The organism is Amycolatopsis sp. CA-230715 (assembly GCF_018736145.1).
GTDB lineage: Bacteria > Actinomycetota > Actinomycetes > Mycobacteriales > Pseudonocardiaceae > Amycolatopsis.
This window is the reverse complement of record NZ_CP059997.1, coordinates 2,988,016-3,010,137: the sequence shown is the minus strand read 5'-3', so window position 1 is coordinate 3,010,137 and position 22,122 is coordinate 2,988,016. Positions and strand designations below refer to the sequence as shown.

Here is a 22,122-nt window from a genome sequence, read left to right as displayed (position 1 = left end):
CGCTAAACGTCGAGGCCGGTGGAGCCGTCGATCTGCTCGCGGAGGATGTCGGCGTGCCCGGCGTGCCGCGCGGTCTCCTCGATCAGATGCGTGTAGATCCAGCGCAGCGACACCTCACCGCGCCTCGGATGGCGGCCGATGTCGTCCAGCTCGAAGCGCGCCGCGGTCTCGCGGGAGCGCTGGCACTCGGCGTCGTAGTCGGCGAGCAGGCCGTCGACCGTGTCCTCCGGGGTCATCCGCAGATCGCCGTCGATGTCGTCCGGCGTCGACGGGCTCGCGGGCAGCTGATCCGCGGGGGTACCGGCCAGCACCTGCTGGATCCAGCTCTGCTCGACCCAGCGCAGGTGCTTGACCAGCCCGCCGATCGTGGTCCCCGACGGCACCGTGCTGCGCCGGGCGTCCACTTCGGACAGACCGTCGAGCTTGCCGCGCAGGATCGCGCGGTAGGTGTCGAGGAACGCTTCGAGCGTTTCCCGCTCACCCGCCGTCGTGGTCCTGGTGGCCTTCGAGAGCGCGTCGGTCACCGCGGCAGACCGGACGCTCGCCAGGCACCGGGGCCAGGGTGGTGCGGCGCGCGGACGAGCGCCGACCGGTCCGCCCACGCGGACCGGCGCCGCGGCTTCTCCGGTTCCGCGCCCGCGGACGCGGCAGCGGCGATGACGGCGGTCAGCGCGGCGAGTTCGGCATCGTCGGGCGTGCCCCGCACGACCCGCAGCAGCGGACGCGGGGTCTCGGCATCTTCAGCTTCGGCACTCACAGCGGAATGTTCCCGTGCTTCTTCGGCGGCATGGTCTCGCGCTTCTCCCGCAGCAGGTTCAGCGCTCGCGCCACGTGGCCGCGGGTGTGGGCGGGCACGATCACCGAGTCGACGTAGCCCCGCTCGGCCGCTTCGTACGGGTTCAGCAGCGTGTCCTCGTACTCCTGGATCAGCTCGGCCCGCAGCGCTTCGACGTCCTTGCCTTCGTCGGCGGCGGTCTTGAGCGTCTTGCGGTACACGATGTTCGCCGCGCCCTGCGCGCCCATCACGGCGACCTGCGCGGTCGGCCACGCCAGGTTCAGGTCCGCACCGAGGTGCTTGGAGCCCATCACGTCGTACGCGCCGCCGTAGGCCTTGCGCGTGATGATGGTGATCTTCGGGACGGTCGCTTCGGCGTAGGCGTAGATCAGCTTCGCGCCGCGCCGGATGATGCCGTTCCACTCCTGGTCGGTGCCGGGCAGGAACCCTGGCACGTCGACGAAGGTCAGCACCGGCACGTTGAACGCGTCGCAGGTGCGGACGAACCGGGCGGCCTTCTCGGAGGCGTCGATGTCGAGGCAGCCCGCGAACTGGGTCGGCTGGTTCGCGACGATGCCGACGCTGTGCCCGTCGACCCGGCCGAACCCGACGATCACGTTCGGCGCGAACAGCTCCTGCACCTCGAGGAACTCCCCGTCGTCGAGGACGCGGGTGATCACCTCGTGCATGTCGTAGGGCTGGTTCGGCGAGTCCGGGATGAGGGTGTCCAGCTCGCGGTCGGTTTCGGTGGCTTCGTCGAAGAAGCCCCCCGGCTCGGCGGGCGTGTCGAACACCGGCGGCTCGGCGAGGTTGTTCTCCGGCAGGAACGAGAGCAGCTCCTTGACGTAGGAGATGGCGTCCTCTTCGTCCGAGCCGAGGTAGTGCGCGTTGCCCGACTTCGTGTTGTGCGTCCGCGCGCCGCCCAGCTCCTCGAACGTGACCTCCTCGCCGGTCACCGTCTTCACCACGTCGGGGCCGGTGATGAACATGTGGGAGGTCTTGTCGACCATCACCACGAAGTCCGTGAGCGCGGGGGAGTAGACGTGCCCGCCCGCGTTCGCGCCCATGATCAGCGAGATCTGCGGCACCACGCCGGAGGCCCGCACGTTGCGGGTGAAGATCTCGCCGTAGAGCCCGAGCGAGACGACGCCCTCCTGGATCCGCGCGCCGCCGCCCTCGTTGATGCCGATGATCGGCCTGCCGGTCTTGATCGCCAGGTCCATCACCTTGACGATCTTCTCGCCGTACACCTCGCCGAGCGACCCGCCGAACACGGTGACGTCCTGGCTGAACACGCACACCGGGCGGCCGTCGACGGTGCCGTAACCGGACACCACGCCGTCGCCGTACGGGCGGTTCTTCTCCTGGCCGAAGTTGGTCGAGCGGTGCCGGGCCAGCTCGTCCAGCTCGACGAACGACCCCGGGTCGAGCAGCAGGTCGATCCGCTCGCGCGCGGTCTTCTTGCCCTTGGCGTGCTGGCGCTCCACCGCGCGGGCCGAGCCCGCGTGCACCGCCTCGTCGTAGCGGCGGTACAGGTCGGCCAGCTTGCCGGCCGTGGTGTGGATGTCCGGCTCTTCCTCCGGCGGCGTTCCGATCGGCTCCGTGGCGCTGCTCATGGACGGGGAGCTTATCCAGGGTCGGCGGTTCTCACAGGTGTGACGTCGGGAACGTCACCGGAGTTAGGGGTGCCCCCGCTACCCTCCCGGCATGGCCGTACCCCTTTCCGACGAGGTCCGCGCGCTGGTCGACGGACGGAACTACGCCACGCTCGCGACCCTGGACCCGGACGGCGGCCCGCAAACCCGTGTTCTTTATCGGGCGTCAGAATTTGCGCTGCCGGGGGCGTAGCTCTGGAGGTGAGGCGGAGGTTGGCCGCGTGGGACGCCCCCGCCATCGCAAATTCAGGGAGCCTGGCGGCTCCGCGCCCGACTTGGACGCTCCCCGGCGCGCTTCGCGCACCGGCTCGCCGGTGCCTGGCTGGCCTGGCAATGGCCGCGCCTCCGGCGCGGACCTCGCTTCGCTCGGGGCATGGCGGGTCGTCGTCAGGGTGACCCCGATGAAGGGCACCGGCCGCCTGCCCGACGGCCGCCGACGACATTTAGCCCGCTAAATGCAGGCCAGGGCCCTGCGGCACTCTGCGCGCCCGCTGACGACGTTTAGCCCGCTAACTGCACTTGGCGGCCGCCCACGTCCCCCGCTCGCCCGCCTACCCTCCGAGTGCCGCGAGGTCCGGGCCGAAGGCGCGGCCATGCAAAACCCAGCCAGGCACCCGGCGATCCGGTGCGCCCCGCGCGCCGGGAGCGTGCAGTCGGTCGCAGGGCCCCTGGGGCCCTCTAAATTTGCGATGGCAGGGCGCACCCCGCGACAAACCGGCGGGTCGAGCTGGGAGCCGCGCCCTGGCAGCGCAAATTTTGCCGACCGATAAAAACACAGCCCGATATCAAACAAGGCCGCTTTCGTAGGCGGCGATCACGAGCTGGGCGCGGTCTCTGGCGCCGAGCTTGGCCAGCAGGTGCCCGATGTGGGTTTTCACGGTCGCCTGGCTGAGGTGCAGGTGCGCGGTGATCTCGGTGTTGGAGAGCCCGCGCGCGATGAGGGTGAGCACCTCGCGTTCGCGCGCGGTCACTCCGGTGAGGTCGCGGGTGGTGCGCGGGGTCGCGCTGGCCGCGAATTCGGAGATCAGCCGCCGGGTGACGCTGGGCGCGAGCAGCGCGTCGCCCCGAGCCACCAGCGAGATGCCGCTCAGCAGCGTCGCCGGGGGCGTGTCCTTCAGCAGGAAGCCGCTCGCCCCGGCGCGTAGCGCGGCGTAGACGTACTCGTCGAGGTCGAAAGTGGTGAGGATGAGTACGCGCGCCGACGACGAGCCGGAGCCGCAGATCCGGCGGGTCGCTTCGATCCCGTCCATCTCCGGCATCCGCACGTCCATCAGCACCACGTCGGGGCGTTCCTTCTCGGTGACCTCGACGGCTTCGGCCCCATCGCCCGCCTCGCCGATGACCGTGAGTCCGGGCGTGGCGTCGACCAGCACCCGGAAGCTCGCGCGCAGCAGCGCCTGGTCGTCGGCGATCAGCACGCGCACGTCCTCGCTCATCCGGGTTCCCCGTTCGTGGTCGGAAGCGTTGCCGCTACTCGGAAACCGCCGCCCGGCCGCGGCCCCGCGGTCAGGTCGCCGCCGTACAGGAGCGCCCGCTCGCGCATCCCGACCAGGCCGTGCCCGCCGCCCTCCACCGGGGTTCGCGCGCCCGTGCCGTCGTCGGTGACTTCGATCCGGACGGTATCGCCGTCCCCGTCGACGAGCACCGTGCACCGCGCGGGCGCGGCGTGCTTGACCACGTTCGTCAGCGATTCCTGCACGATCCGGTACACCGACAGCCCGATCGCCTCCGGCAGGTCCGCCACGCCGCGTACGTCGAGGTCGACCTGGACGCCGCCGATCTCGGCGCGCTTCGCGAGCGCCGCCAGCGCGGACGGGCCCGGGGCCGGTGCCAGCTCCGCGGAGTCGTCGGCGCGCAGCACGCCGAGCATGCGGCGCAGGTCGGCGAGGCCGTCGCGGCTGGTGCTTTCGATGATCCGCAACGCGTCGACGGCCTCTTCGGGGTTCTGCGCGGCGACGTGGTTGGCCACCGCCGCCTTGACCGCGATCAGGCTCATGCTGTGCGCCACCACGTCGTGCAGCTCGCGGGCGAGGCGGAGCCGCTCGTCGGCCAGCGCGCGTTCGTGGTCCCGTTCCGTGGTCCGCGCCCGCTCCTGACGGCGAACCCGCACCGCGAACCCGCTGACCCAGCCGAGGCAGGCAGGCAGCCAGGACGCGGCCGTGTACCCCGCGACGTCCGACAGGTCGCCCCACATCGGGCCCGGCGCGAGGTAGTGACCGGCGAGCAGGGCGCCCGCGATGCCGACGGCGGCGGACACCAGCGCGGCGACGGATCGCCGCGGCGGTTCGCGCAGCGCGACGAGGTACAGCACGAAGCCGACGCCGAGGAACGGCTCGCGGGTCATGCCGAGCAGGACCGCCCCGGCCGAACCGGCGACCTCCACACCGAGCGTGACGAGGGGCCACAGCCGCCGCGCCGCGAGCGGTGCCGCCACCGCCGCGGCGGCGAGCCAGCCGAGCCACACCGGGCCGTCGAACGCGGGCTGCCCGCCACCGGACACGGACGTGGTGAAGGTGAGGTACACCAGGAACCACACGACGGCGGCGGCCAGGTCGAACGCGACGAGATGCGCGCCGCGCGGCAGCCGGGACAGGTCCATGGGCGTCACGGTAGCCGCGCGCGGGGGCCCGCGCGTCGGACCCGCGGAGGTCATACCCAGGGTGGAGGGCGCCGCGCCGGACCAGAGCACTGTCCGATGTGGTCAGACGGAGCCGCTGCCATCGTCGAGGCATGGATTCTTCTTCAGCCGCAACCAAAACCTACTGGTTTCCCGGGCGGTGAGCGGTCGGGTTTCACTGGTGGCCGCGCCGGTGCCGCTGCTGACCGGCGTGCTCGCGGTGGCGGCCCGTATCGGCCGCACGCACCCGAAACTCGCCGACGTGCAGGGGCTCTGAGCGGCGGCGACGTTCCTCCGGAGGCCGGAGTCCCCGTAGGTGGCCTTCGGGGCGCAGACGCCGCAAACTCCACCCTCGCGACAAATTCCTGCCACCCGCGCGGGCCTGCGGTGGGCTTTCGGGTGCCCCGAAAGATGCTCCTATAGATGTCATGGAGTGGCCTTCAGCGACTCCGGTGCCGCGAACTTCGCTCTGGTAGGGGGCTTCTGCTGCCTCGGCGGGGATCTTCCTGGTGCCCCGAAGGTGACCTTCAGGGCATCTAGAGGCTGTTGCGTTTTGACTTTTCGCCCGCGGCGCCACCGAACTAGATTCGGTGACGGAGCATGATCACCGTCGATTCAACGGGTGTTCGACTCCCCGTCCTTCGGTTCATCAAGTTGATCTTGATCGGCGAAATCAAACTGCGACAGCCTCTCTAGCGCCCCGAAGGTCACCTTCGGGGCATGCGCGTCGCGGTGGTTGGGCGTGCGAGGGGTGGATTTGTGTCGTCTAGCGCCCCGAGGGTGGCTTTCGGGGCGTGCGCAGCCGTGCCCGGACGCCTGCGAGGGCCGGGAAAGTGGCGCTAGTGTCCCCGAGGGTGGCCTTCGGGGACCAAGCGGAGCCCCGCCACCGATCTCGCGGCACCCCGCGACGCGCACCCGCCATCACTGTGACCTTCAGGGACCTGAGCGCCCCGAAAGCCACCTTCGGGGCATCGGCGGCCGGGCAAGAAGCTTCAGGCGTATTCGGCGGCGAGTTCGGCCGCGCGGTCCCATACCGACCAGCCGATTTCGCGGCCGTCCAACCGCGCTTCGAGCACTTCGAGGGCGGCGTGCCAGGCTCCGATCATCTCGTTCGCCTCCACGCCTTCGTGCGACGGGAAAACGTCGGTGAACACCAGCAGGCACCCGCCGTCGCGTTCGGTCAGTTCGAAGCGCAGCGTTTCGCCGCCCCAGGTGTATTCGAGCGTGCTCGGCGGGTCCGACACCACGATCTCGCCCGAGGTGGGTTCGTGCTCGGGGAACGCGGTGAGCCGGAAGACGACCTTCTCGCCCGCGGGCCCGGTGAGGTCGGGATCGGCGGGGAACCACGCGCGAAGGTGCTCGGATTCGGTGAGCGCGCGCCAGACCTTTTCCCTCGGGTGGGCCAAAACTCGTTCGAACCGCAGCGCGGTCCTGCCGCCCTCGGCCGGGATCAGCTTGCCGTGCATGGGTTTCCTCCGTCAGGGCATCGTGTCGAGGTGGCGTTCCAACGCGTCGAGGCTGTCGTTCCACAGCCTGCGGTACGGCGCGAGCCAGTCGTCGATTTCGCGCAGCGGCTCGGTGCGGAGCCGGTACCAGCGGCGCTGGGCGTCCTGGCGTACTTCGACGAACCCCGCTTCGCGCAACACTTTCAGGTGCTTCGACACCGCGGGCTGGGTGAGCGTCAGCTGTTCGACGAGATCGCCGACGGGGCGCTCGCCGGAGCGCAGGATGTCGAGGATCTCGCGCCGCCGCGGCTCGGCCAGCACTTCGAACGTGGTTGCCATACCGGCAATATACCTTCTGAGACATATACCCTGCAAGAACGTGTCCGTATTGCGAAGTTTGCGGGCGAAGTATTAATTTGCGCGCCACGCAAGTTTGTCGGTACCGTGGCGACGTGACTGAGGGGAAGCGAAAGGAATCGTCCTTTCGCGAGTACAAGAAGAACGCCGCGCGGGAAGCCCTGAGCAGGGCCGCCGTGCGGTTGGTGGTGGAGCGCGGCCTCGAGAACGTCCGCGTCGAGGATATCGCCGCCGAGGTCGGGGTTTCGCCCCGCACGTTCAACAACTACTTCTCCAGCAAGGAGGAAGCCGTCTGCTCGGTCGGCGTCGACCGGCGGGCCCAACTGCTCGACGCGTTGCGTGCCAGGCCGGAGGACGAGCCCGTCGTCGAAGCGGTGACGGGTGCGCTGCTGGGGCTCTGCGCCGCGGGCAGTCCTGACGTCGCCTACCTGGCGAGGGTCAGGGCGGCCACGCAGAACCCCGGCGTCTGGGGCGAGTACCTCAAGGCGCACGTCGCCGTCGAAGAGGCCATGACCGAGGAGATCGCGCGCCGCAGCGGCACCGATCCCGCGACCGATCTCTACCCGCGGCTGTTCGCCGGCGCCGTGTCCAGCGCGATGCGGGTCGCCATCGCCCACTGGACGAAACAGACCTGGCAGGGGTCCTTCCCCTCGCTGATCGCGCACGTGCTCGATCAGCTCCTCGCGGGCATGCCCGCGCCCGCCAAGACCGAGGGGCCGGACGCGGCCCCGCAGCTGGCCGCCGCCCGGTGACCGGCCCACCACTCGTGAAGACAAGAGAGTCCGTGTGCTTATTCGACTGATGCGCACCTACGTGCGCCCCTACCGGAAACCGGTGGCGGCGCTGGTGGTGCTGCAACTCATCCAAACGCTCGCCACGCTGTACCTGCCGACGCTCAACGCCGACATCATCGACAAGGGCGTCGTCGTCGGCGACATCGGCGAAATCATGAGCTACGGCGGCATCATGCTCGCCGTCACGCTCGTGCAGATCATCGCGTCGATCGGCGCGGTCTACTACGGCGCGCGCGTCGCGATGGCCTTCGGCCGCGACGTCCGCGCGGGCATTTTCGACCGTGTGCAAAGCTTTTCGGCCCGCGAGGTCGGCCAGTTCGGCACGCCGTCGCTGATCACGCGCACCACGAACGACGTCCAGCAGGTGCAGATGCTGGTGGTCATGGCCTTCACGCTGATGGTGTCCGCGCCGATCATGTGCGTCGGCGGCATCATCATGGCGCTCAACCAGGACGTCACGCTGTCCTCGCTGCTGCTGGTCATCGTGCCGGTGCTCGCCGTGCTGGTCGGGCTGATCATCGCGCGGATGCGCCCGCTGTTCCGGCTCCTGCAGGAGCGGATCGACAAGATCAACGGGGTGCTGCGCGAGCAGATCACCGGGATCAGGGTGGTGCGCGCGTTCGTCAAGGACACCCACGAGCGCAAGCGGTTCGGCAAGGTCAACCGCGACGTGCTCGACGTGGGCCTCGGCGTCGGCAAGCTGATGGCGATGATGCCGCCGACGGTGATGTTCGTGATGAACGCGTCCAGCGTCGCGGTGCTGTGGTTCGGCGGGATGCGCATCGACAGCGGCGGCATCCAGGTCGGCGCGCTGACCGCGTTCCTCAGCTACCTGATGCAGATCCTGATGGCGGTCATGATGGCGACCTTCATGTTCGTCATGGTGCCGCGCGCGGAGGTGTCCGCGGAACGGATCCAGGAGGTGCTCGACACCGAGTCGAGCGTGCACCCGCCGAAGAACCCGGTCCGGCCGGATGCGGTCACCGGGCTGCTCGAACTGTCCGATGTGGAATTCCACTACCCCGGCGCGGAGGCGTCGGTGCTGCGGTACGTGAACCTGGTGGCGCGGCCAGGCGAGACCACCGCGATCATCGGCAGCACCGGCAGCGGGAAGACCACGCTGCTGAACCTGGTGCCGCGCCTGTTCGACGCGACCGGCGGTTCGGTGCTCGTCGACGGTGTCGACGTGCGCGAGCTGGACCCGGTGACCCTGTCCGACGCGATCGGGTTCGTGCCGCAGAAGCCGTACCTGTTCTCCGGGACGGTGGCGACGAACCTCCGCTACGGCAAGCCGGACGCGACCGACGAGGAGCTGTGGGACGCGCTGCGCGTGGCGCAGGCCGCCGATTTCGTCGAGCGGATGCCCGAGGGCCTCGACAGCCCGATCTCGCAGGGCGGCACCACGGTGTCCGGCGGGCAGCGCCAGCGGCTCGCGATCGCGAGGACGTTGGTGCGCAAGCCGAAGATCTACCTCTTCGACGACTCGTTCTCCGCGCTCGACTACGCCACGGACGCCGCGCTGCGCTCCGCGCTTTCGAGCCGCACCGCGGACGCGACGGTCGTGATCGTCGCGCAGCGCGTGAGCACGATCCGGCGCGCGGACCGGATCATCGTGCTCGACGAGGGCGCGGTCGTCGGCGACGGAACCCACGAAGAACTGATGGACAGCAACGAAACCTACCGGGAAATCGTGCTGTCGCAGCTCACTGAACAGGAGGCGGCATGAGTACGCCAGGGGGAACCTCGCGCGGGGGCGCGGGAGTGGCGACGCCGGGGGTCGGCGAGCGCGCCGTGCCCGCGCGGTCGCCGGGTGCGGGGCAGGCCACGCAACCGGGGCCGGGCCGGATGATGGCGGGCGGGATGCCCGCCGAGAAGTCGCTCGACTTCAAAGGATCGAGCCGCAGGCTGCTGCGGATGCTGCTGCCGCGGCGGGTGGCCGTGATCGGGCTGCTGGTGCTGGGCGCGCTGAGCGTGGTCATGTCCGTGGTGGGGCCGAAGATCCTCGGCATGGCGACCGACCTGATCTTCTCCGGGGTGATCAGCAGATCGCTCCCCCCGGGGTCGACGCAGGCCGAGGTGGTCGCGCAATTGCGCGCGGACGGCAAGAGCACGCAGGCGGACATGTTCGCCGCGATGGACCTGACGCCGGGGCAGGGCATCGACTTCGGCGCGGTGGGCTGGGTGCTGCTGCTCGCGCTGGGGCTCTACGCGGCGTCGTCGCTGTTCACCCTGGTGCAGGGCAGGCTCACCACGACCGTGGTCCAGCAGACCGTCTACGACCTGCGCGAGCAGGTGCAGAACAAGTTCGCGCGGCTGCCGCTGCGGTACTTCGACGGCCAGCCGCAGGGCGAGGTGCTCAGCCGCGTCACCAACGACATGGACAACCTGTCCCAGTCGCTGCAGCAGACGCTGAGCCAGATCGTCACCTCGCTGCTGACCGTGGTCGGGGTGCTCGGGATGATGTTCTTCATCTCGCCGCTGCTCGCGGTGATCGCGCTGGTGAGCGTGCCGCTGTCGGTCTACGCGTCGGCGAAGATCGGCAAGCGGGCGCAGCCGAAGTTCATCCAGCAGTGGGCGACCACCGGCAAGCTCAACGGGCACATCGAGGAGATGTACACCGGGCACGCGCTGGTCAAGGTGTTCGGCAGGCAGCACGAGTCCGCGGAGATCTTCCGCGAGCACAACGAAAAGCTGTTCGAGTCGAGCTTCCGCGCCCAGTTCATCTCCGGGGTCATCCAGCCGACGCTGATGTTCGTCGGGAACCTCAACTACGTGCTGGTCGCCGTGGTCGGCGGGTTGCGGGTGGCGTCGGGATCGCTGTCGATCGGTGACGTGCAGGCGTTCATCCAGTACTCGCGCCAGTTCAGCATGCCCATCACCCAGGTGGCGAGCATGGCGAACCTGCTGCAGTCCGGGGTCGCGTCGGCGGAGCGGATCTTCGCGCTCCTCGACGCCGACGAGCAGAGCGAGGACCCGGAAAACACCCCGCACCGCGAGGTCGTGCGGGGCGAGGTCGAGTTCGACGACGTCTCGTTCCGCTACGAGCCGGACCGGCCGCTGATCGACCACCTCTCGCTCAAGGTCCAGCCCGGCCAGACGGTGGCGATCGTCGGCCCGACCGGTGCGGGCAAGACGACGCTGGTGAACCTGTTGATGCGGTTCTACGAGATCACCGGCGGCCGGATCCTGCTCGACGGCGTGGACGTGTCGACGATGTCGCGCGAGGACCTGCGGTCGAAGACCGGCATGGTGCTGCAGGACGCGTGGCTGTTCGGCGGCACGATCGCGGAGAACATCGCCTACGGCGCGCCGGAAGCCACGCACGAGCAGATCGTGGAGGCCGCGAAGGCGACTCACGTCGACCGGTTCGTGCGGACGCTGCCGGACGGGTACGACACGGTGATCGACGACGAGGGCGGCAACGTCAGCGCGGGGGAGAAGCAGCTGATCACCATCGCGAGGGCGTTCCTCGCGGAACCCGCGATCCTCATCCTCGACGAGGCGACCAGCTCCGTCGACACCAGGACCGAGGTGCTGATCCAGCACGCGATGAACTCGCTGCGCACCGGCAGGACGAGTTTCGTGATCGCGCACCGGCTCTCCACGATCCGCGACGCGGACCTGATCCTGGTGATGGAGTCCGGCAGCATCGTCGAGCAGGGCACGCACGGGGAGCTGCTGAAGGCGGAAGGCGCGTACGCGCGCCTCTACCAGGCGCAGTTCGCCGAAGCGATGGCCGAGGTCGACTGAGCCGCAACCCCAGAGCGCACCCCTGGGTGTACGAACGGACCGTTCGTACACCCAGGGGAGCCCCTGATTTCAACGTTACCGCGCGGCACCGACAATTCCGGTTGTGCGTGAATCGCTACCGGCGGCTCATTCGAGCCATTCGGTGATGAAGTGGTCGCTTTCGTGGATGTGCACGGCTTCGTAGACGCCGGGGCCGAGCACGGCGAACTTGTGCGGGGTGTCGGCGGGGACCACGAGCACCTCGCCCGCGCCGCCGTCGACTTCGCGGTCGCCGATCGTGAACCGGGCCCTGCCCCGGATGATCACGAACGTTTCCGCGTAGGGGTGCTTGTGCAGGCGAGGGCCGGAGCCGATCTCGTCGGTGCTTTCCCGGATGATCGAAATACCGGACCCGACGTCGCGACCCTCGACGTTTTCGGTGACCATTTGTTCCGTCATGTCCCGATGCTACTGCCCGGACCAGGCATTTCGGCGGGCTTGCGCGTTCGCGATGGGCGGATTCGCGGCGCTGAGTTCCCCGAAGGCCACCTTCGGGGAATCTAGCGCCACTTTCTCGGCCCTCGCGGACGTGCGGGCAGAGCTGCTCGTGCCCCGAAGGTGGCCTTCGGGGCGCTAGACGACACAGATCCACCCCTCGCACGCCCGACCACCGCGACGCGCGTGCCCCGAAAGTGGCTTTCGGGGACGTGAGCGCCCCGAAAGCCACCCTCAAGGGCATCACCAGATCCCCGCCAAGGCGGCAAAGCCTCTACCGGAGCGGAGTTCGCGGCGAGGGAGCCCCGGCAGGTCGCCCCTTGACATCTACAGGAGATCCTTCGGGGGACGCGCGTCGCCGCCCAGGCGAGGGGAACTTCCGGGGCGTCCAGTTCCCCGAAGGTGGCCTTCGGGGCATGCGCATCAGACGGCGAGCGAGCGCCGGTGGCGGCGCACGGCGTCCCGGTTCGCGCACACCCGCGAGCAGTAGCGCTGCTTCCCGCCGCGGCTGAAGTCGACGAAGGCGGAGCGGCATTCTTCGAGCGCGCAGCGGCCGAGCCGGTGCATGCCGAGTTCGGTGAGGTGCTGCGCGGCGGCCACGCCGACCACCGCCCGCAGCACCTTCGCGAGCCGCACGCCGTCGTCGCGGTAGTGCAGGTGCCATCCCGATTCGTCGTGGCAGGTGATCCGGGGATAGGCGGCGGCCTCGGCCAGCAGCGCGTTCAGCAGGAAGACCCGGTCATCCTCGGTTTCGGCGTCGACGATCTCCGCCCAGCGGTGCGCGAGCGCGCGGACGTCGGCGAGGTCCGCGGGCCCGGCCGGGATGTCCGGGCTGATGCAGGTTTCCCCGCAGCGCCGCCGCAGGTCGGCGAGATCGACGAGTGGGGCGTTCGTGATGTCGGTCACCAGCCGCAGGATTTCCGTGTAGTAATGGTTCTCGTGCACAAGACCATTACAGCATGGTGCTGGGCATGTCGTCTTCCGTCGCCCCGGCCCCGGTCGCCGTCTCGTGGCGCCCGCTGGTCGCCGCCTGCCTCGGCACCTTCCTGCTGCTGGTCTACACCACCATCGTCACCGTGGCGCTGCCGCGGATCGGCGCCGATCTGGGCAGCGATTTCACCGCGCTGCAATGGATCGTCGACGTGTTCACGGTCGCGCTCGCCGGGCTGCTGCTCGGCATGGGCTCGCTGAGCGACAACCTCGGCCGCAAACGCGTCTACCTCGCCGGGCTGGGCACGTTCGGCCTGGCGACGCTCGTCTGCGGGCTGGCCGGTTCGGTCACCGTGCTGATCGCGGCCCGCGCGGTGCAGGGGATCGCGGGCGCGGCGATGTTCGCGACGATCCTGCCGCTGGTCGGCCTGACCTACCACGGCCGCGCGCGGGCGAGGGCGTTCGCGGTGTGGGGCACGGTCGCGGGTGTCGGCGGCGCCATCGGGACGGTCGCCGGTGGTGCGATCGCCGAACTCCTCGGCTGGCGCTGGATCTTCCTCGGCTCGCTGCCGCTGTGCGCGGTGGCGCTCGTGCTCGGCTTCAGCTCGTTCACGGAAAGCGAGCGCACCGGGAACCGCGTCGATTTCCCCGGTATCGCCGCGTTCACCGTCGCCGCGACGGCGCTGACCTACGCCGTCATCAACGGCGGCGACCACGGTTTCACCGCACCGGGCACCCTGATCGCCGCGCTCGTCGCGGTGATCGCGTTGGTGGCCTTCGTGTTCTTCGAACGGGTCAGCGCGGCCCCCATGGTGCCGTCGAGCCTGTTCGGCACCTCGGCGTTCGTCGGCGTCCTGGTCATCGCGTTCGGCTACTACTTCGCCGCCTTCGGCGCGGTACCGGTGCTTTCCCATTGGCTGCAAGGAACCACCGGGCTGAGCCCGCTCGGCACCTCGCTCGTGCTGACCTCGCAGGTGATGACGTTCTTCTTCACCTCGGCCCTGATCAGCGACCGCCTGCACCGGTACCGGCCCGGCGCCGTGCTCGGCGGCGCGACCGTCCTCATCGGACTCGGCTGCGCCACCGCGGCCGCCGTGCTCGGCAGCCCCGGCTGGGTCGCCCTGCTGCCCGCGCTGCTGCTCACCGGGCTGGGTGCGGGGATGGTGTCGCCGGTGTTCCCCGCGGTGGCGATCGCGGCGGTGCCCGCAGCCTTCGGCGGCACCGCGGGCGCGGCGGCGAACAGCTCCCGTCAACTCGGCCTCGCACTGGGAATCGCGTTGTGCGGCACGATCTACCGCGGCCACGGCGAGAACGCGACCGGCGGTGTCGCGAGCACGATGCTGTGCTGCGCCGCGCTGGCCGTCCTCAGTGGACTGGTGGGCGCCTGGCTGCTCCGCGGCCACCGGTCCTGACTGTCCTTTGTAGATATAACTGGGCTCGACGCTGTGCCAACCGGGCTTGTTGTTCGACGCGCACGCGCTGCGCGTTCGCGGCGTCCCGGTAGCGGGCGGTCAGCCACGGGTCGGAGTGGTCCTCGAAGGTGACCGGGGGAAGGCCGTTCATAGCGCGAAAAGTAGAGAACGCTGGCGAGGGCTTGTGCACTCGAAGTGCACAAGCCTTCCTGTTCACCCGGCCGGGGCCACGCCCATTCGCCACGCCAGGCCGCGCAGCTCCCGGCCACCGGCGTCTCGCCGAGCGCTGCGGAGCTGGTCGCCGACCGCCTCCCGCGCGAACACGTTGGTGTGAACCTGTTGCGGGGCAAGCCGTTCCGCCCGCAGGAGCGCGGCGAGACCACGCTCTCTGGTCCGGCGTTCGGACAGCAGCCCCCGGCCGAGGTCCACCCAGAACCCGGCTTGCCTCGACACGGTGATCGACTCCAGCTTGATGTCCTTCGCGTGCTGCTCGACGGCGGCACCGTCGCCGAGTTCGACGCCGATCGAGGTCTTCCAAATCGCGACATTGGTGCGGCCGAACGCCATCATCGACGGTGGCCACGGCGACACATCGGGTTCGATCGTCTCGGCGACCGCCGCGGCTTCGGCGAGGTGCGTCTTCGCGGTGTCCGCATCCCCCTGGGCGGCGGCAGCCAGCGCGGCGGTCAGGTTCGCCATGCCCCGTGTTTCCGGCCGCTCGCGCGGTGCCGTATCCGCGACCTGCACGGCGAGTGCGTATTGGCGGCGGCGGTCGGTGCCGCTGAGCAGGTGCGCGCGGGCCCACGCCGTGGCCGCGACCCAGACCGGGTCGCCGAGTTGTGCGGCCGCGGCGTGCATCCGCTCGACGGCGACCGTCGGGAGACCGGCGAACCCGAGCCGGGCCGCCAGCGCGCCGGATGCGTGGTACACCTGCACGAGCCCGGTGAGGGCCTGCTCGCGGTGGTCCGCGTCGGCCGCGTACACGAGCAGTTCGCGCACCAGCTCCGGCAGCATGGCCGCCTGTGCCGCGTAGTCCGAGCGAGGACGGAGATCTTCGTTGAGGCGGGCGAAATCGGCGTGCACAGCTTCCCACGGCCGCGGTGGCGTGTCGGGCACTTCACCGACCCACCAGCCCGTGAGCATGTCACCGAGCGCGGTGAACGACGCCAGTGTTTCGGCCTCGGCCGCGATCGCCGGGGCGTACGGTTTGCCGGTCAGCTCGACCGGCGACACCCGGAGCGCGGTGGCGATGCCTTCGAGCATCCGACGGTTGTCGACCGGTTTCTCGCCGCGCTCGATCTGGCCGAGGTAGCTGTAGGAGATCCCGGCGAGCCCGGCTGCTTCGCGGAGCGTGAGCCCGCGCCACGAACGGATTTCGCGTAGACGACGGCCAACATCGGTCACGGCGGCACCTCCGGCCACCAGGGTAGGCGCCGCCGCTACTTCCGGACCACGTAGCGCAGGTGGGTGGCGCGCTTGCCGGGGATGATCTCCGGGTCGTCGAAGCGGTGCGGAGCCCCGGTCAGGGTGGCGAAGTACGGGATGCCTTCCCCGAGCAGCACCGGCACCAGGCTGACGCAGACCTCGTCGACCAGGCCGAGGTCCAGCGCCTGGCTCGCGATGTTCGCGCTCGCGATGGTGACGTCCTTGCCGCCCGCGATGTCGCGGGCCGTCGCGATCCCTTCCGCCACACCGCCGGCGAACGTGGTGGTCTTCCAGTCGGCTGCGTCCGGCGGGGTTCGGTGGGTCACCACGACCACCGGCGCGCCGACGGGGTGGCTGCCGCCCCAGCCGTTCGTGTGGTCGAACAGGCGGCGCCCGCACACGAGCGCGCCGGTGTTCGCGAGGATTCCGCGCAGTAGGCCGGCGCTGTTTTCGTCGACGTGGAAGGACCAGCGGGGATCGGCGCTCGGTACGGCGACCTCGCCCGCGTCGTACCAGTCGAACAGCTCGCCGGTGCCATCGCGCGGATCCGCGATGAAACCGTCGAGCGACATCGTCATGTGCGAGAAGACCTTGCCCATGACGAACAGGATAGCGCGCGCAAGCGCCGGGCCGTCCACAGTGGACGGCCCGGCGCCGGGGTCAGCTCGCGACGCTCGCGAACATGCCCGGCTCGTAGGAGCCCGCCGGGGTCCGCACGATGACGTTCATCCGGTTGGCCGCGTTGATCAGGGCGACCACGCCGATCAGCGCGGCGACCTGGTCGTCGTCGTAGTGCTCGCGCACCGCGGCCCAGGTCGCGTCGGACACGCCGTCGTGCGCGTCGGCGACGCGGGTGCCCTCCTCGGCGAACGCCAGCGCGGCCCGCTCGGCCTCGGTGAACACGGTCGCCTCGCGCCAGGTGGCCACCAGGTTGAGCCGGACCGGGGTTTCCCCCGCGGCCGCCGCGTCCTTGGTGTGCATGTCCGTGCAGAAGCCGCAGCCGTTGATCTGGCTGGCGCGCAACGACACCAGCTCCTGGGTCGACTTCGGCAGCGACGACTGCGCGAGCACCGCGGCGATGCCCGCGAACCGCTTGCTGAACTTGGTGCCGAACTCGGTGCCGAACATGTCGAATCGGGCGTTCATGGTGTTTTCCTCACTCGTGGTGTTCCGAACGACCACCAGATGCCGGGAGACCCGGTTCCTGTGACACCGAGGCCGCGTGTCGTGCGCCACACCGCTCCGGTGTCACAGAATGGCGGGAACCGGCGTCTGGTGGGGACGCCCGCCGAAAGCGAACAGGAGCCCACGCATGAGCAGCCCCGCCACCGACGCGTTCGTCGCGCACCGCAACCTGCTGTTCACGGTCGCCTACGAGATGCTCGGTTCGGCCGCCGACGCGGAGGACGTGCTGCAGGAAACCTGGCTCAAATGGGTGGGCGTCGACCTCGACACCGTGGAGAACCAGCGCGCGTACCTGGTCCGGGTCACCACCCGCCAGGCACTGACCCGGCTGCGCGCGCTCGGCCGCCGCAAGGAGACCTACGTCGGCTCGTGGTTGCCGGAGCCGCTGCTGACCGCGCCCGACGTGGCCGAGGACGTCGAACTGGCCGACAGCGTCTCGATGGCGATGATGCTCGTGCTGGAGACGCTCGCACCGACCGAGCGCGCGGTGTTCGTGCTGCGCGAGGTGTTCTGCCTCGGCTACGACGAAATCGCCGAAGCTGTCGGCAAGAACCCGGCCGCGGTGCGCCAGATCGCGCACCGGGCGAAGGAGCACGTGACCGCGCGGCGGCCGCGCGAGGTCGTTTCCCCCGCCGAGACCCGCGGCGCGCTCGACGCGTTCAAACGGGCGGTCGAAACCGGGGATCTGCAGGGCCTGCTGGACATCCTCTCGCCGGACGTCGTGCTCGTCGGCGACGGCGGCGGGATCAAGCAGGCCGTGCTGAACCCCATCGTGGGCGCGGACAAGGTGGCCCGCGTGCTGGCCAACGGGCTGGGCAGGATCGACTCCGCCGCACTGCGGCCGGTGGAGGTCAACGGCCACCCGGCGCTGACGATCCGGCTCGACGGCGAATTGGACACCGTGGTCGCGGTGCGCCTCGACGGCGGCCTCATCACCGGCCTCTACGCGGTGCGCAATCCCGAGAAGCTGTCGCACATGGAGCGGGAAACCGCGCTCCGCCGGTGAAGCTCAGGTTCCCAGCAGTGCGGGAACGAAGATGTCCTCGCTCGTCAGCAGGCGCGCCGACAGGCCCTGTTCGTGGTGGTAGCGCAGGAAAGTGTCCACGGCCGTGCGGTTGGCGCCGACGCCGTAGGGCCACCAGTCTTCGCCGAGCAGGCGCCGGTTTTCGGCGAACAGCGCGCTGAACCACGGCGTCATGACGCCCATGTGCTGCTTCAGCGCGCCCTCGCGGTACTGGCGTGCCGTGATTTCCTTCGACTCGGCGAAAGCGCGGTAGATCGCCCGCACCAGGCCCGCGTCCGCGGCGAGTTCCTTGCGGATCGCGACGACGTGCATCATCGGGAAGATCCCGGTGCGCCGGTAGTACTCGCGCTCCACGGCCACGTGGTCGGGATATAGCCGCGCGATCCTCGGTGATCCGTCCACTAAGGACTGCGGGACGTCGACCGAGATCAGGGCGTCGATCTCGCCCGTTTCCAGCAGTGCGCCCAGCGTTTCACCATCCTCGGCGTGCCGGACGTCCACGCCGGCGGGCACGGGCTGGGGAATCCAGCCGAACGACGGGATCGGGTGGTTCGTGCCGCCGACGACCCACCGGCACCGATCGGGCGTGACGTCGTGCTCGTCGGCCAGTATCCCCTTGACCCACACGCCGGGATCGTGCCCGTAGAGCGCGAACTCGCCGACGGTCTTCCCCGCGAGGTCCCGCGGATCGGTGATCCCGCTGGCGGTGTTCACGAAGATCGCCGAGTGCCGGAAGTTGCGGTTCGGGAAGATCGGCAGCGCCAGGAAGGGCGCGACGTCGAGGTCGAAGGTGCGCAGGAAGTACGTGAGCCCCAGCTCGGCCACGTCGAAGTCACCGCGCACCATCCGCTCGAAGACGTCCGACACCAGCGGGGCCGTTTCGAACGAGGCGTCCACGCCCTCGATGGCCACGGTTCCGTCGACGAGTGCCGCCGTGTGCTCGTACCGGTACGTCCCGATCCTCAGCTCGGTCATGGTCCGCTCCTCTCATCCGTGAATGAGCATTCACTATGACGGGTGGTACCGTCAAGGCGAATGGTCATTCATTTTGGAGGTCGGCCGATGCCGCGGATCACCGAGGAGCACCGCGCGGAACGGCGTGCCGAGATCGTGGCGGCGGCGCGCCGCCGTTTCGCGCGCACCGGGTTCCACCAGACCTCGATGCCGGACATCGCGAAGGAGGCCGGTGTTTCCGTCGGGGCCCCGTACCGGTACTTCGCCGGCAAGGAAGAGATCATCCTCGAACTGGCCGGTGACGCCTTCCGCGCGATCTTCGCGCCGATCGTGCGGCTGGTCGACGCCGAGGAGACGCCCGCCGTCGCCGATCTCGTGGCCGCGTCGATCGGCGCCGCCGACGCGACGGGGGACGACGAACTGCTGCGCTGCGGCGTTCAGGTCTGGAGCGAGCTGCTCACGAACGACACCCTGCGCGAGCGCGCCGCCGACGGGTTCGAGGACGTCCGGCGGAAGATCGCCGAGGTGCTCCGCCGCGGCCAGGCCGCCGGGACCGTGCCCGCCGCGCTCGAACCCGAACGCGGCAGCAGGGTGGTCATGGCGCTGTTGCACGGTTTCGTGCTCCAACGTGTCGCGTTTGGACTCGACGACACCGAGGGCTTCGCCGAGGACGTGCGGGCCGTGCTCGTCGGCGCGGGGATCAGCGTTCCTCGCGGCGCCACGTCGAAGGGCTCAGGCCGCGGGCGCGTTTGAACGCCACGCTGAACGCGAACGCGTCCGCGTAGCCGACCTCGCCCGCCACCGCCGCGACCGTTTTTTCGGTGTCCCGCAACAGATCCGCGGCCAGCGTCATCCGCCAGCCGGTCAGGTAGGCGAGCGGTGGTTCGCCGACCAGCGAGGTGAACCGCGCGGCGAACGCGGCGCGGGACAACCCGGCTCCGGTGGCCAGTTCGGCGACCGTCCACCGGCGCGCGGGATCGGTGTGCAGCAGGCGCAGCGCTTCGCCGATCGCCGGATCGCCGAGCGCCCGGTACCAGGCGGGCAGTGCCGCCGATTCGGCGCACCACGCCCGCAAAGCCAGTACCAGCACCAGATCCAGCACCCTGGCGAGCACCGCGTCCTGGCCGGGTTCGTCGCGGGAGACCTCGGCGGTGAGCAGGTCCAGCGCCGCGCCGGTGCGCGGTCCGGCCGGGACCACCGCGAGCGGCGGCAGCAGCGCGAGCAGCCGCGTGCCGACGTCGCCGTGGAGTTCGTAGGCGGCGCGCAGCATCGTCGTCGCCCCGGGCAGACCGTCGCCGTAGGTGCGCGGCGCCAGCGTCGCGTGGCCCTCCGCTCGTTCGCCGCTGGGCAGGTACTTGTGGCCGCCGCGGACGGTGAACTGGCGCGCGGTGGCGGGATCGTCGGCGATCGTGCACTCGCCGGGCCCGGTGACCAGCGCGATGTCCCCGGCGGCGAGCCGCACGGCTTCCGCGCCGCCGAGCCGGATCCACGCGGGGCCGCCGAGCGTGGTCAGCACCGTCAGCGGGTGAGCGTCGGCGTAGGTCACCGACCACGGCGGCCGCGAGATCAGCTGCCGGACCATCGCGGTACTGGCGCGGGCCCGGCGCAGCAGATCGGTCAGCACGTCCACTCTGCCACGGTAGACGCTGGCAAAGGAATTTTCGACGTTCGCCCATGGATCGTCTTGCCTTGCTGCGGTTTGCTTCTAGGCATGACCAACACGCACAAAGCCATCGCGGTGTTCGGAGCCGGTCCCGGTGTGGGCAGGGCGGTCGCCCGCCGGTACGGGAAAGCCGGGTACGAAGTCGTCCTCGTCGCGCGCCGCCACGGCCCATTGGACGAGTTCGCCGGGGAGCTGACCGCACAGGGCGTCACCGCGCACGTAGTGACGGGCGATCTTTCCGACACCGAACGCGTTCCCGATCTCGCCGCCCGGATCCGCGCGAAGGTCGGCGATCCCGCGGCTGTCTACTATGGACCCGCCACGGACCCGGATTTCGTCGCCGCCGCCGACCTGCGCGCCGAGCGGCTGCGCGCGCTGATGCCGATGACGCTCTACACCCTGGTCGAGCTGGTCCGCGAATTCCTCCCCGCCATGCTCGACCGTGGCGACGGCGCGATCCTCAGCGCGCAGGGCGCCGCCGCCGTCCACGGGCTCCCGAACATGAGCGGCTGGACGCCCGCGCTGGCCGCCCAGCGCCACTACCTCCAGTCCCTCGCGGCCGAGGTCGCCGACCGGGGCGTGTACGTCGGCATGCTCTACATCGGCGCGCGCATCCTCGGAACCCCTTACGAGGCACGGTTCCAGGAACTGCGCGCGGCGGGCGAGCCGGTGCTCGACCTGCCCGCCGCCGATCCCGGCGAGCTGGCCGAACTGCTGTGGACTATGCACGGCGACCGGAAGCCCGAGGAAAAGGTCGTCCCGGAAGGGCTTTTCGACCGCTGACGGCGAACGTCTCTAGCGGATGCTGGCCTGGATGGCGTCGATGAGCGCGGTGGTGGCGGGCGGATCGGGCGGGTCGCCGTAGGTGACGGCGTAGATCTGGCGGGGGTGCTCGGGGAGTTCGGTGGTGTGGATGCCGGGCGCCCGGTGCGCGTGGAGGGCGAGCCCCGGCAGTGTGGTGACGCCCATGCGCGCGGCGACGAGTGCCTGCATCACCACCATGTCGTCGCTGACCAACGAGATGCGCGGCGCGAAACCCGCGCGGCGGCAGATCGTGAGCAGCTCGTCCTGGCACCGCGCGCACCCGCCGATCCAGGTGGATTCGCGGTGGTCGGTGATCCTCTGCCCCGGCTCGTAGGTGACCAGGTACATCGGGTCGTCGAAGAGGTGGACCAGCCGGAGCCCGTCGTCCTCGCGCGGGGTGTCGGCGTACCGGAAGATCAGCGCGACGTCGATGCGGCCCGCGCGCAGCAGGCGCAGTGCTTCGACCGGGTGTTCGTCGACGAGTCCCAGCTCGATCCCGGGATGCGCGCGGGCCAGCGCGGCGGCCGCCTCGGGGACGACGGTGCTCAGGATCGACTGGAACCCGGCCATCCGCACCCGCCCCGCCCGCAAGCCGACCCGCGCGGCCAGTTCGGTCGACGCGGCATCGACGCGGCCGACGATTTCGCTGGCGCGGGCGGCCAGCAGCTCTCCTTCGGGGGTGAGCCGGATGCCGCGGCCGACCCGTTGGACCAGTTTCGCGCCGGTGGCCGTTTCCAGCCGCGCGAGGTGGTGGCTCACCGCGGGCTGGGTGTAGTGCAGTTCCTTCGCCGCTTCGGTCACCGAGCCGTGCCGGGCGACCGCGGCCAGCACGGTGAGTTGGGCCAGGCTCAGCATGTA

At 70.1% G+C, this 22,122-nt stretch carries 23 protein-coding genes; 8 read left to right on the top strand and 15 right to left on the bottom strand.

The features are described 5' to 3' along the window. Positions 1 to 2: 2 nt before the first annotated feature. Genes HUW46_RS13960 through HUW46_RS13950 form a run of 3 tightly spaced genes read right to left on the bottom strand, consistent with a single transcriptional unit; the run spans position 3 to position 2,391 of the window. Positions 3 to 524, bottom strand: coding sequence for a DinB family protein (locus tag HUW46_RS13960; protein WP_215547680.1), 522 nt, complete (start codon positions 522 to 524; stop codon positions 3 to 5). Continuing rightward, positions 521 to 757, bottom strand: coding sequence for an acyl-CoA carboxylase subunit epsilon (locus HUW46_RS13955; RefSeq protein ID WP_215547679.1), 237 nt, complete (start codon positions 755 to 757; stop codon positions 521 to 523). Before HUW46_RS13955 ends, HUW46_RS13960 begins: the two co-directional genes overlap by 4 nt. Next, entirely contained in the window at positions 754 to 2,391 is a 1,638-nt protein-coding gene (locus HUW46_RS13950; protein WP_215547678.1) for an acyl-CoA carboxylase subunit beta, read from the bottom strand. The genes HUW46_RS13955 and HUW46_RS13950 overlap by 4 nt, the downstream gene beginning before the upstream one ends. Before the next feature lie 91 nt (positions 2,392 to 2,482). Between HUW46_RS13950 and HUW46_RS13945 the strand changes: the two genes are divergently transcribed. Beyond that, on the top strand, positions 2,483 to 2,623 hold the full coding sequence (locus tag HUW46_RS13945; protein ID WP_215547677.1) for a pyridoxamine 5'-phosphate oxidase family protein: 141 nt from the start codon (positions 2,483 to 2,485) through the stop codon (positions 2,621 to 2,623). A gap of 592 nt (positions 2,624 to 3,215) precedes the next feature. On the opposite strand, the gene HUW46_RS13940 is transcribed toward HUW46_RS13945, so the two are convergent. The 4 genes from HUW46_RS13940 to HUW46_RS13925 all read right to left on the bottom strand — a co-directional run bounded on the left by HUW46_RS13940 (position 3,216) and on the right by HUW46_RS13925 (position 6,831). Further along, entirely contained in the window at positions 3,216 to 3,866 is a 651-nt protein-coding gene (locus tag HUW46_RS13940) for a response regulator (protein WP_215547676.1), read from the bottom strand. Then, complete coding sequence (locus tag HUW46_RS13935; protein WP_215547675.1) at positions 3,863 to 5,029, bottom strand: sensor histidine kinase; 1,167 nt, start codon at positions 5,027 to 5,029, stop codon at positions 3,863 to 3,865. Before HUW46_RS13935 ends, HUW46_RS13940 begins: the two co-directional genes overlap by 4 nt. A 1,010-nt stretch (positions 5,030 to 6,039) precedes the next feature. Further along, a complete protein-coding gene (locus tag HUW46_RS13930) occupies positions 6,040 to 6,513 on the bottom strand; it encodes an SRPBCC domain-containing protein (RefSeq protein ID WP_215547674.1) in 474 nt (157 codons plus the stop codon). Positions 6,514 to 6,525: 12 nt separating this feature from the next. After that, positions 6,526 to 6,831, bottom strand: a complete 306-nt coding sequence (locus HUW46_RS13925; protein ID WP_215547673.1) for an ArsR/SmtB family transcription factor — start codon at positions 6,829 to 6,831, stop codon at positions 6,526 to 6,528. A gap of 113 nt (positions 6,832 to 6,944) precedes the next feature. On the opposite strand from HUW46_RS13925, the gene HUW46_RS13920 reads away from it, so the two are divergent. Genes HUW46_RS13920 through HUW46_RS13910 form a run of 3 tightly spaced genes read left to right on the top strand, consistent with a single transcriptional unit; the run spans position 6,945 to position 11,393 of the window. Beyond that, entirely contained in the window at positions 6,945 to 7,601 is a 657-nt protein-coding gene (locus tag HUW46_RS13920) for a TetR/AcrR family transcriptional regulator (RefSeq protein WP_215547672.1), read from the top strand. Positions 7,602 to 7,650: 49 nt separating this feature from the next. Continuing rightward, a complete protein-coding gene (locus HUW46_RS13915; RefSeq protein ID WP_442860934.1) occupies positions 7,651 to 9,369 on the top strand; it encodes an ABC transporter ATP-binding protein in 1,719 nt (572 codons plus the stop codon). Next, the gene (locus HUW46_RS13910) at positions 9,366 to 11,393 is read left to right on the top strand and encodes an ABC transporter ATP-binding protein (RefSeq protein WP_215547670.1); all 2,028 of its coding nucleotides are present in this window, start codon (positions 9,366 to 9,368) and stop codon (positions 11,391 to 11,393) included. The genes HUW46_RS13915 and HUW46_RS13910 overlap by 4 nt, the downstream gene beginning before the upstream one ends. 126 nt (positions 11,394 to 11,519) lie before the next feature. Here the strand turns inward: HUW46_RS13910 and HUW46_RS13905 are convergent, their stop codons facing one another. Then, the gene (locus HUW46_RS13905) at positions 11,520 to 11,831 is read right to left on the bottom strand and encodes a cupin domain-containing protein (RefSeq protein ID WP_215547669.1); all 312 of its coding nucleotides are present in this window, start codon (positions 11,829 to 11,831) and stop codon (positions 11,520 to 11,522) included. A gap of 459 nt (positions 11,832 to 12,290) precedes the next feature. After that, complete coding sequence (locus tag HUW46_RS13900; RefSeq protein ID WP_254126155.1) at positions 12,291 to 12,812, bottom strand: CGNR zinc finger domain-containing protein; 522 nt, start codon at positions 12,810 to 12,812, stop codon at positions 12,291 to 12,293. 26 nt (positions 12,813 to 12,838) lie between these two features. Between HUW46_RS13900 and HUW46_RS13895 the strand changes: the two genes are divergently transcribed. Then, positions 12,839 to 14,209: an MFS transporter gene (locus HUW46_RS13895; RefSeq protein ID WP_215547668.1), complete on the top strand. Its 1,371-nt coding sequence runs from the start codon at positions 12,839 to 12,841 to the stop codon at positions 14,207 to 14,209. Positions 14,210 to 14,422: 213 nt separating this feature from the next. On the opposite strand, the gene HUW46_RS13890 is transcribed toward HUW46_RS13895, so the two are convergent. The 3 genes from HUW46_RS13890 to HUW46_RS13880 form a co-directional block, all read right to left on the bottom strand. Continuing rightward, entirely contained in the window at positions 14,423 to 15,613 is a 1,191-nt protein-coding gene (locus HUW46_RS13890; RefSeq protein ID WP_215547667.1) for a helix-turn-helix domain-containing protein, read from the bottom strand. A 35-nt stretch (positions 15,614 to 15,648) separates the two neighbouring features. Next, positions 15,649 to 16,233, bottom strand: coding sequence for a dihydrofolate reductase family protein (locus HUW46_RS13885; RefSeq protein WP_215547666.1), 585 nt, complete (start codon positions 16,231 to 16,233; stop codon positions 15,649 to 15,651). 61 nt (positions 16,234 to 16,294) lie between these two features. Then, positions 16,295 to 16,780: a carboxymuconolactone decarboxylase family protein gene (locus tag HUW46_RS13880; RefSeq protein ID WP_215547665.1), complete on the bottom strand. Its 486-nt coding sequence runs from the start codon at positions 16,778 to 16,780 to the stop codon at positions 16,295 to 16,297. Positions 16,781 to 16,946: 166 nt separating this feature from the next. Here HUW46_RS13880 and HUW46_RS13875 point away from each other — a divergent pair, with 166 nt between their 5' ends. Next, entirely contained in the window at positions 16,947 to 17,825 is an 879-nt protein-coding gene (locus HUW46_RS13875; RefSeq protein ID WP_215547664.1) for an RNA polymerase sigma-70 factor, read from the top strand. Between the two features lie 3 nt (positions 17,826 to 17,828). Here the strand turns inward: HUW46_RS13875 and HUW46_RS13870 are convergent, their stop codons facing one another. Next, positions 17,829 to 18,818 (bottom strand): 4,5-dihydroxyphthalate decarboxylase, encoded by a 990-nt coding sequence (locus tag HUW46_RS13870; protein WP_215547663.1) that lies wholly within the window; start codon positions 18,816 to 18,818, stop codon positions 17,829 to 17,831. An 87-nt stretch (positions 18,819 to 18,905) separates the two neighbouring features. Between HUW46_RS13870 and HUW46_RS13865 the strand changes: the two genes are divergently transcribed. Next, positions 18,906 to 19,550, top strand: coding sequence for a TetR/AcrR family transcriptional regulator (locus HUW46_RS13865; RefSeq protein WP_215547662.1), 645 nt, complete (start codon positions 18,906 to 18,908; stop codon positions 19,548 to 19,550). On the opposite strand, the gene HUW46_RS13860 is transcribed toward HUW46_RS13865, so the two are convergent. Further along, positions 19,498 to 20,427, bottom strand: a complete 930-nt coding sequence (locus tag HUW46_RS13860; protein WP_215547661.1) for an AraC family transcriptional regulator — start codon at positions 20,425 to 20,427, stop codon at positions 19,498 to 19,500. The two genes, HUW46_RS13865 and HUW46_RS13860, sit on opposite strands and share 53 nt — an antisense overlap. An 81-nt stretch (positions 20,428 to 20,508) precedes the next feature. Between HUW46_RS13860 and HUW46_RS13855 the strand changes: the two genes are divergently transcribed. Then, a complete protein-coding gene (locus HUW46_RS13855; RefSeq protein ID WP_215547660.1) occupies positions 20,509 to 21,243 on the top strand; it encodes an SDR family NAD(P)-dependent oxidoreductase in 735 nt (244 codons plus the stop codon). Between the two features lie 12 nt (positions 21,244 to 21,255). Here HUW46_RS13855 and HUW46_RS13850 read toward each other — a convergent pair whose 3' ends face one another. Beyond that, positions 21,256 to 22,119: a LysR family transcriptional regulator gene (locus HUW46_RS13850; protein ID WP_215547659.1), complete on the bottom strand. Its 864-nt coding sequence runs from the start codon at positions 22,117 to 22,119 to the stop codon at positions 21,256 to 21,258. Positions 22,120 to 22,122 lie beyond the last annotated feature (3 nt).

What these genes read in the sequence shown, in the direction of transcription:
- HUW46_RS13930 (WP_215547674.1), bottom strand. Translation starts at nt 6,513, where the DNA reads ATGCACGGCAAGCTGATCCCGGCCGAGGGCGGCAGGACCGCGCTGCGG.
- HUW46_RS13865 (WP_215547662.1), top strand. Translation starts at nt 18,906, where the DNA reads ATGCCGCGGATCACCGAGGAGCACCGCGCGGAACGGCGTGCCGAGATC.
- HUW46_RS13875 (WP_215547664.1), top strand. Translation starts at nt 16,947, where the DNA reads ATGAGCAGCCCCGCCACCGACGCGTTCGTCGCGCACCGCAACCTGCTG.
- HUW46_RS13895 (WP_215547668.1), top strand. Translation starts at nt 12,839, where the DNA reads ATGTCGTCTTCCGTCGCCCCGGCCCCGGTCGCCGTCTCGTGGCGCCCG.
- HUW46_RS13940 (WP_215547676.1), bottom strand. Translation starts at nt 3,866, where the DNA reads ATGAGCGAGGACGTGCGCGTGCTGATCGCCGACGACCAGGCGCTGCTG.
- HUW46_RS13905 (WP_215547669.1), bottom strand. Translation starts at nt 11,831, where the DNA reads ATGACGGAACAAATGGTCACCGAAAACGTCGAGGGTCGCGACGTCGGG.
- HUW46_RS13915 (WP_442860934.1), top strand. Translation starts at nt 7,651, where the DNA reads ATGCGCACCTACGTGCGCCCCTACCGGAAACCGGTGGCGGCGCTGGTG.
- HUW46_RS13935 (WP_215547675.1), bottom strand. Translation starts at nt 5,029, where the DNA reads ATGGACCTGTCCCGGCTGCCGCGCGGCGCGCATCTCGTCGCGTTCGAC.
- HUW46_RS13910 (WP_215547670.1), top strand. Translation starts at nt 9,366, where the DNA reads ATGAGTACGCCAGGGGGAACCTCGCGCGGGGGCGCGGGAGTGGCGACG.
- HUW46_RS13950 (WP_215547678.1), bottom strand. Translation starts at nt 2,391, where the DNA reads ATGAGCAGCGCCACGGAGCCGATCGGAACGCCGCCGGAGGAAGAGCCG.
- HUW46_RS13870 (WP_215547663.1), bottom strand. Translation starts at nt 18,818, where the DNA reads ATGACCGAGCTGAGGATCGGGACGTACCGGTACGAGCACACGGCGGCA.
- HUW46_RS13880 (WP_215547665.1), bottom strand. Translation starts at nt 16,780, where the DNA reads ATGAACGCCCGATTCGACATGTTCGGCACCGAGTTCGGCACCAAGTTC.
- HUW46_RS13925 (WP_215547673.1), bottom strand. Translation starts at nt 6,831, where the DNA reads ATGGCAACCACGTTCGAAGTGCTGGCCGAGCCGCGGCGGCGCGAGATC.
- HUW46_RS13945 (WP_215547677.1), top strand. Translation starts at nt 2,483, where the DNA reads ATGGCCGTACCCCTTTCCGACGAGGTCCGCGCGCTGGTCGACGGACGG.
- HUW46_RS13885 (WP_215547666.1), bottom strand. Translation starts at nt 16,233, where the DNA reads ATGGGCAAGGTCTTCTCGCACATGACGATGTCGCTCGACGGTTTCATC.
- HUW46_RS13855 (WP_215547660.1), top strand. Translation starts at nt 20,509, where the DNA reads ATGACCAACACGCACAAAGCCATCGCGGTGTTCGGAGCCGGTCCCGGT.
- HUW46_RS13850 (WP_215547659.1), bottom strand. Translation starts at nt 22,119, where the DNA reads ATGCTGAGCCTGGCCCAACTCACCGTGCTGGCCGCGGTCGCCCGGCAC.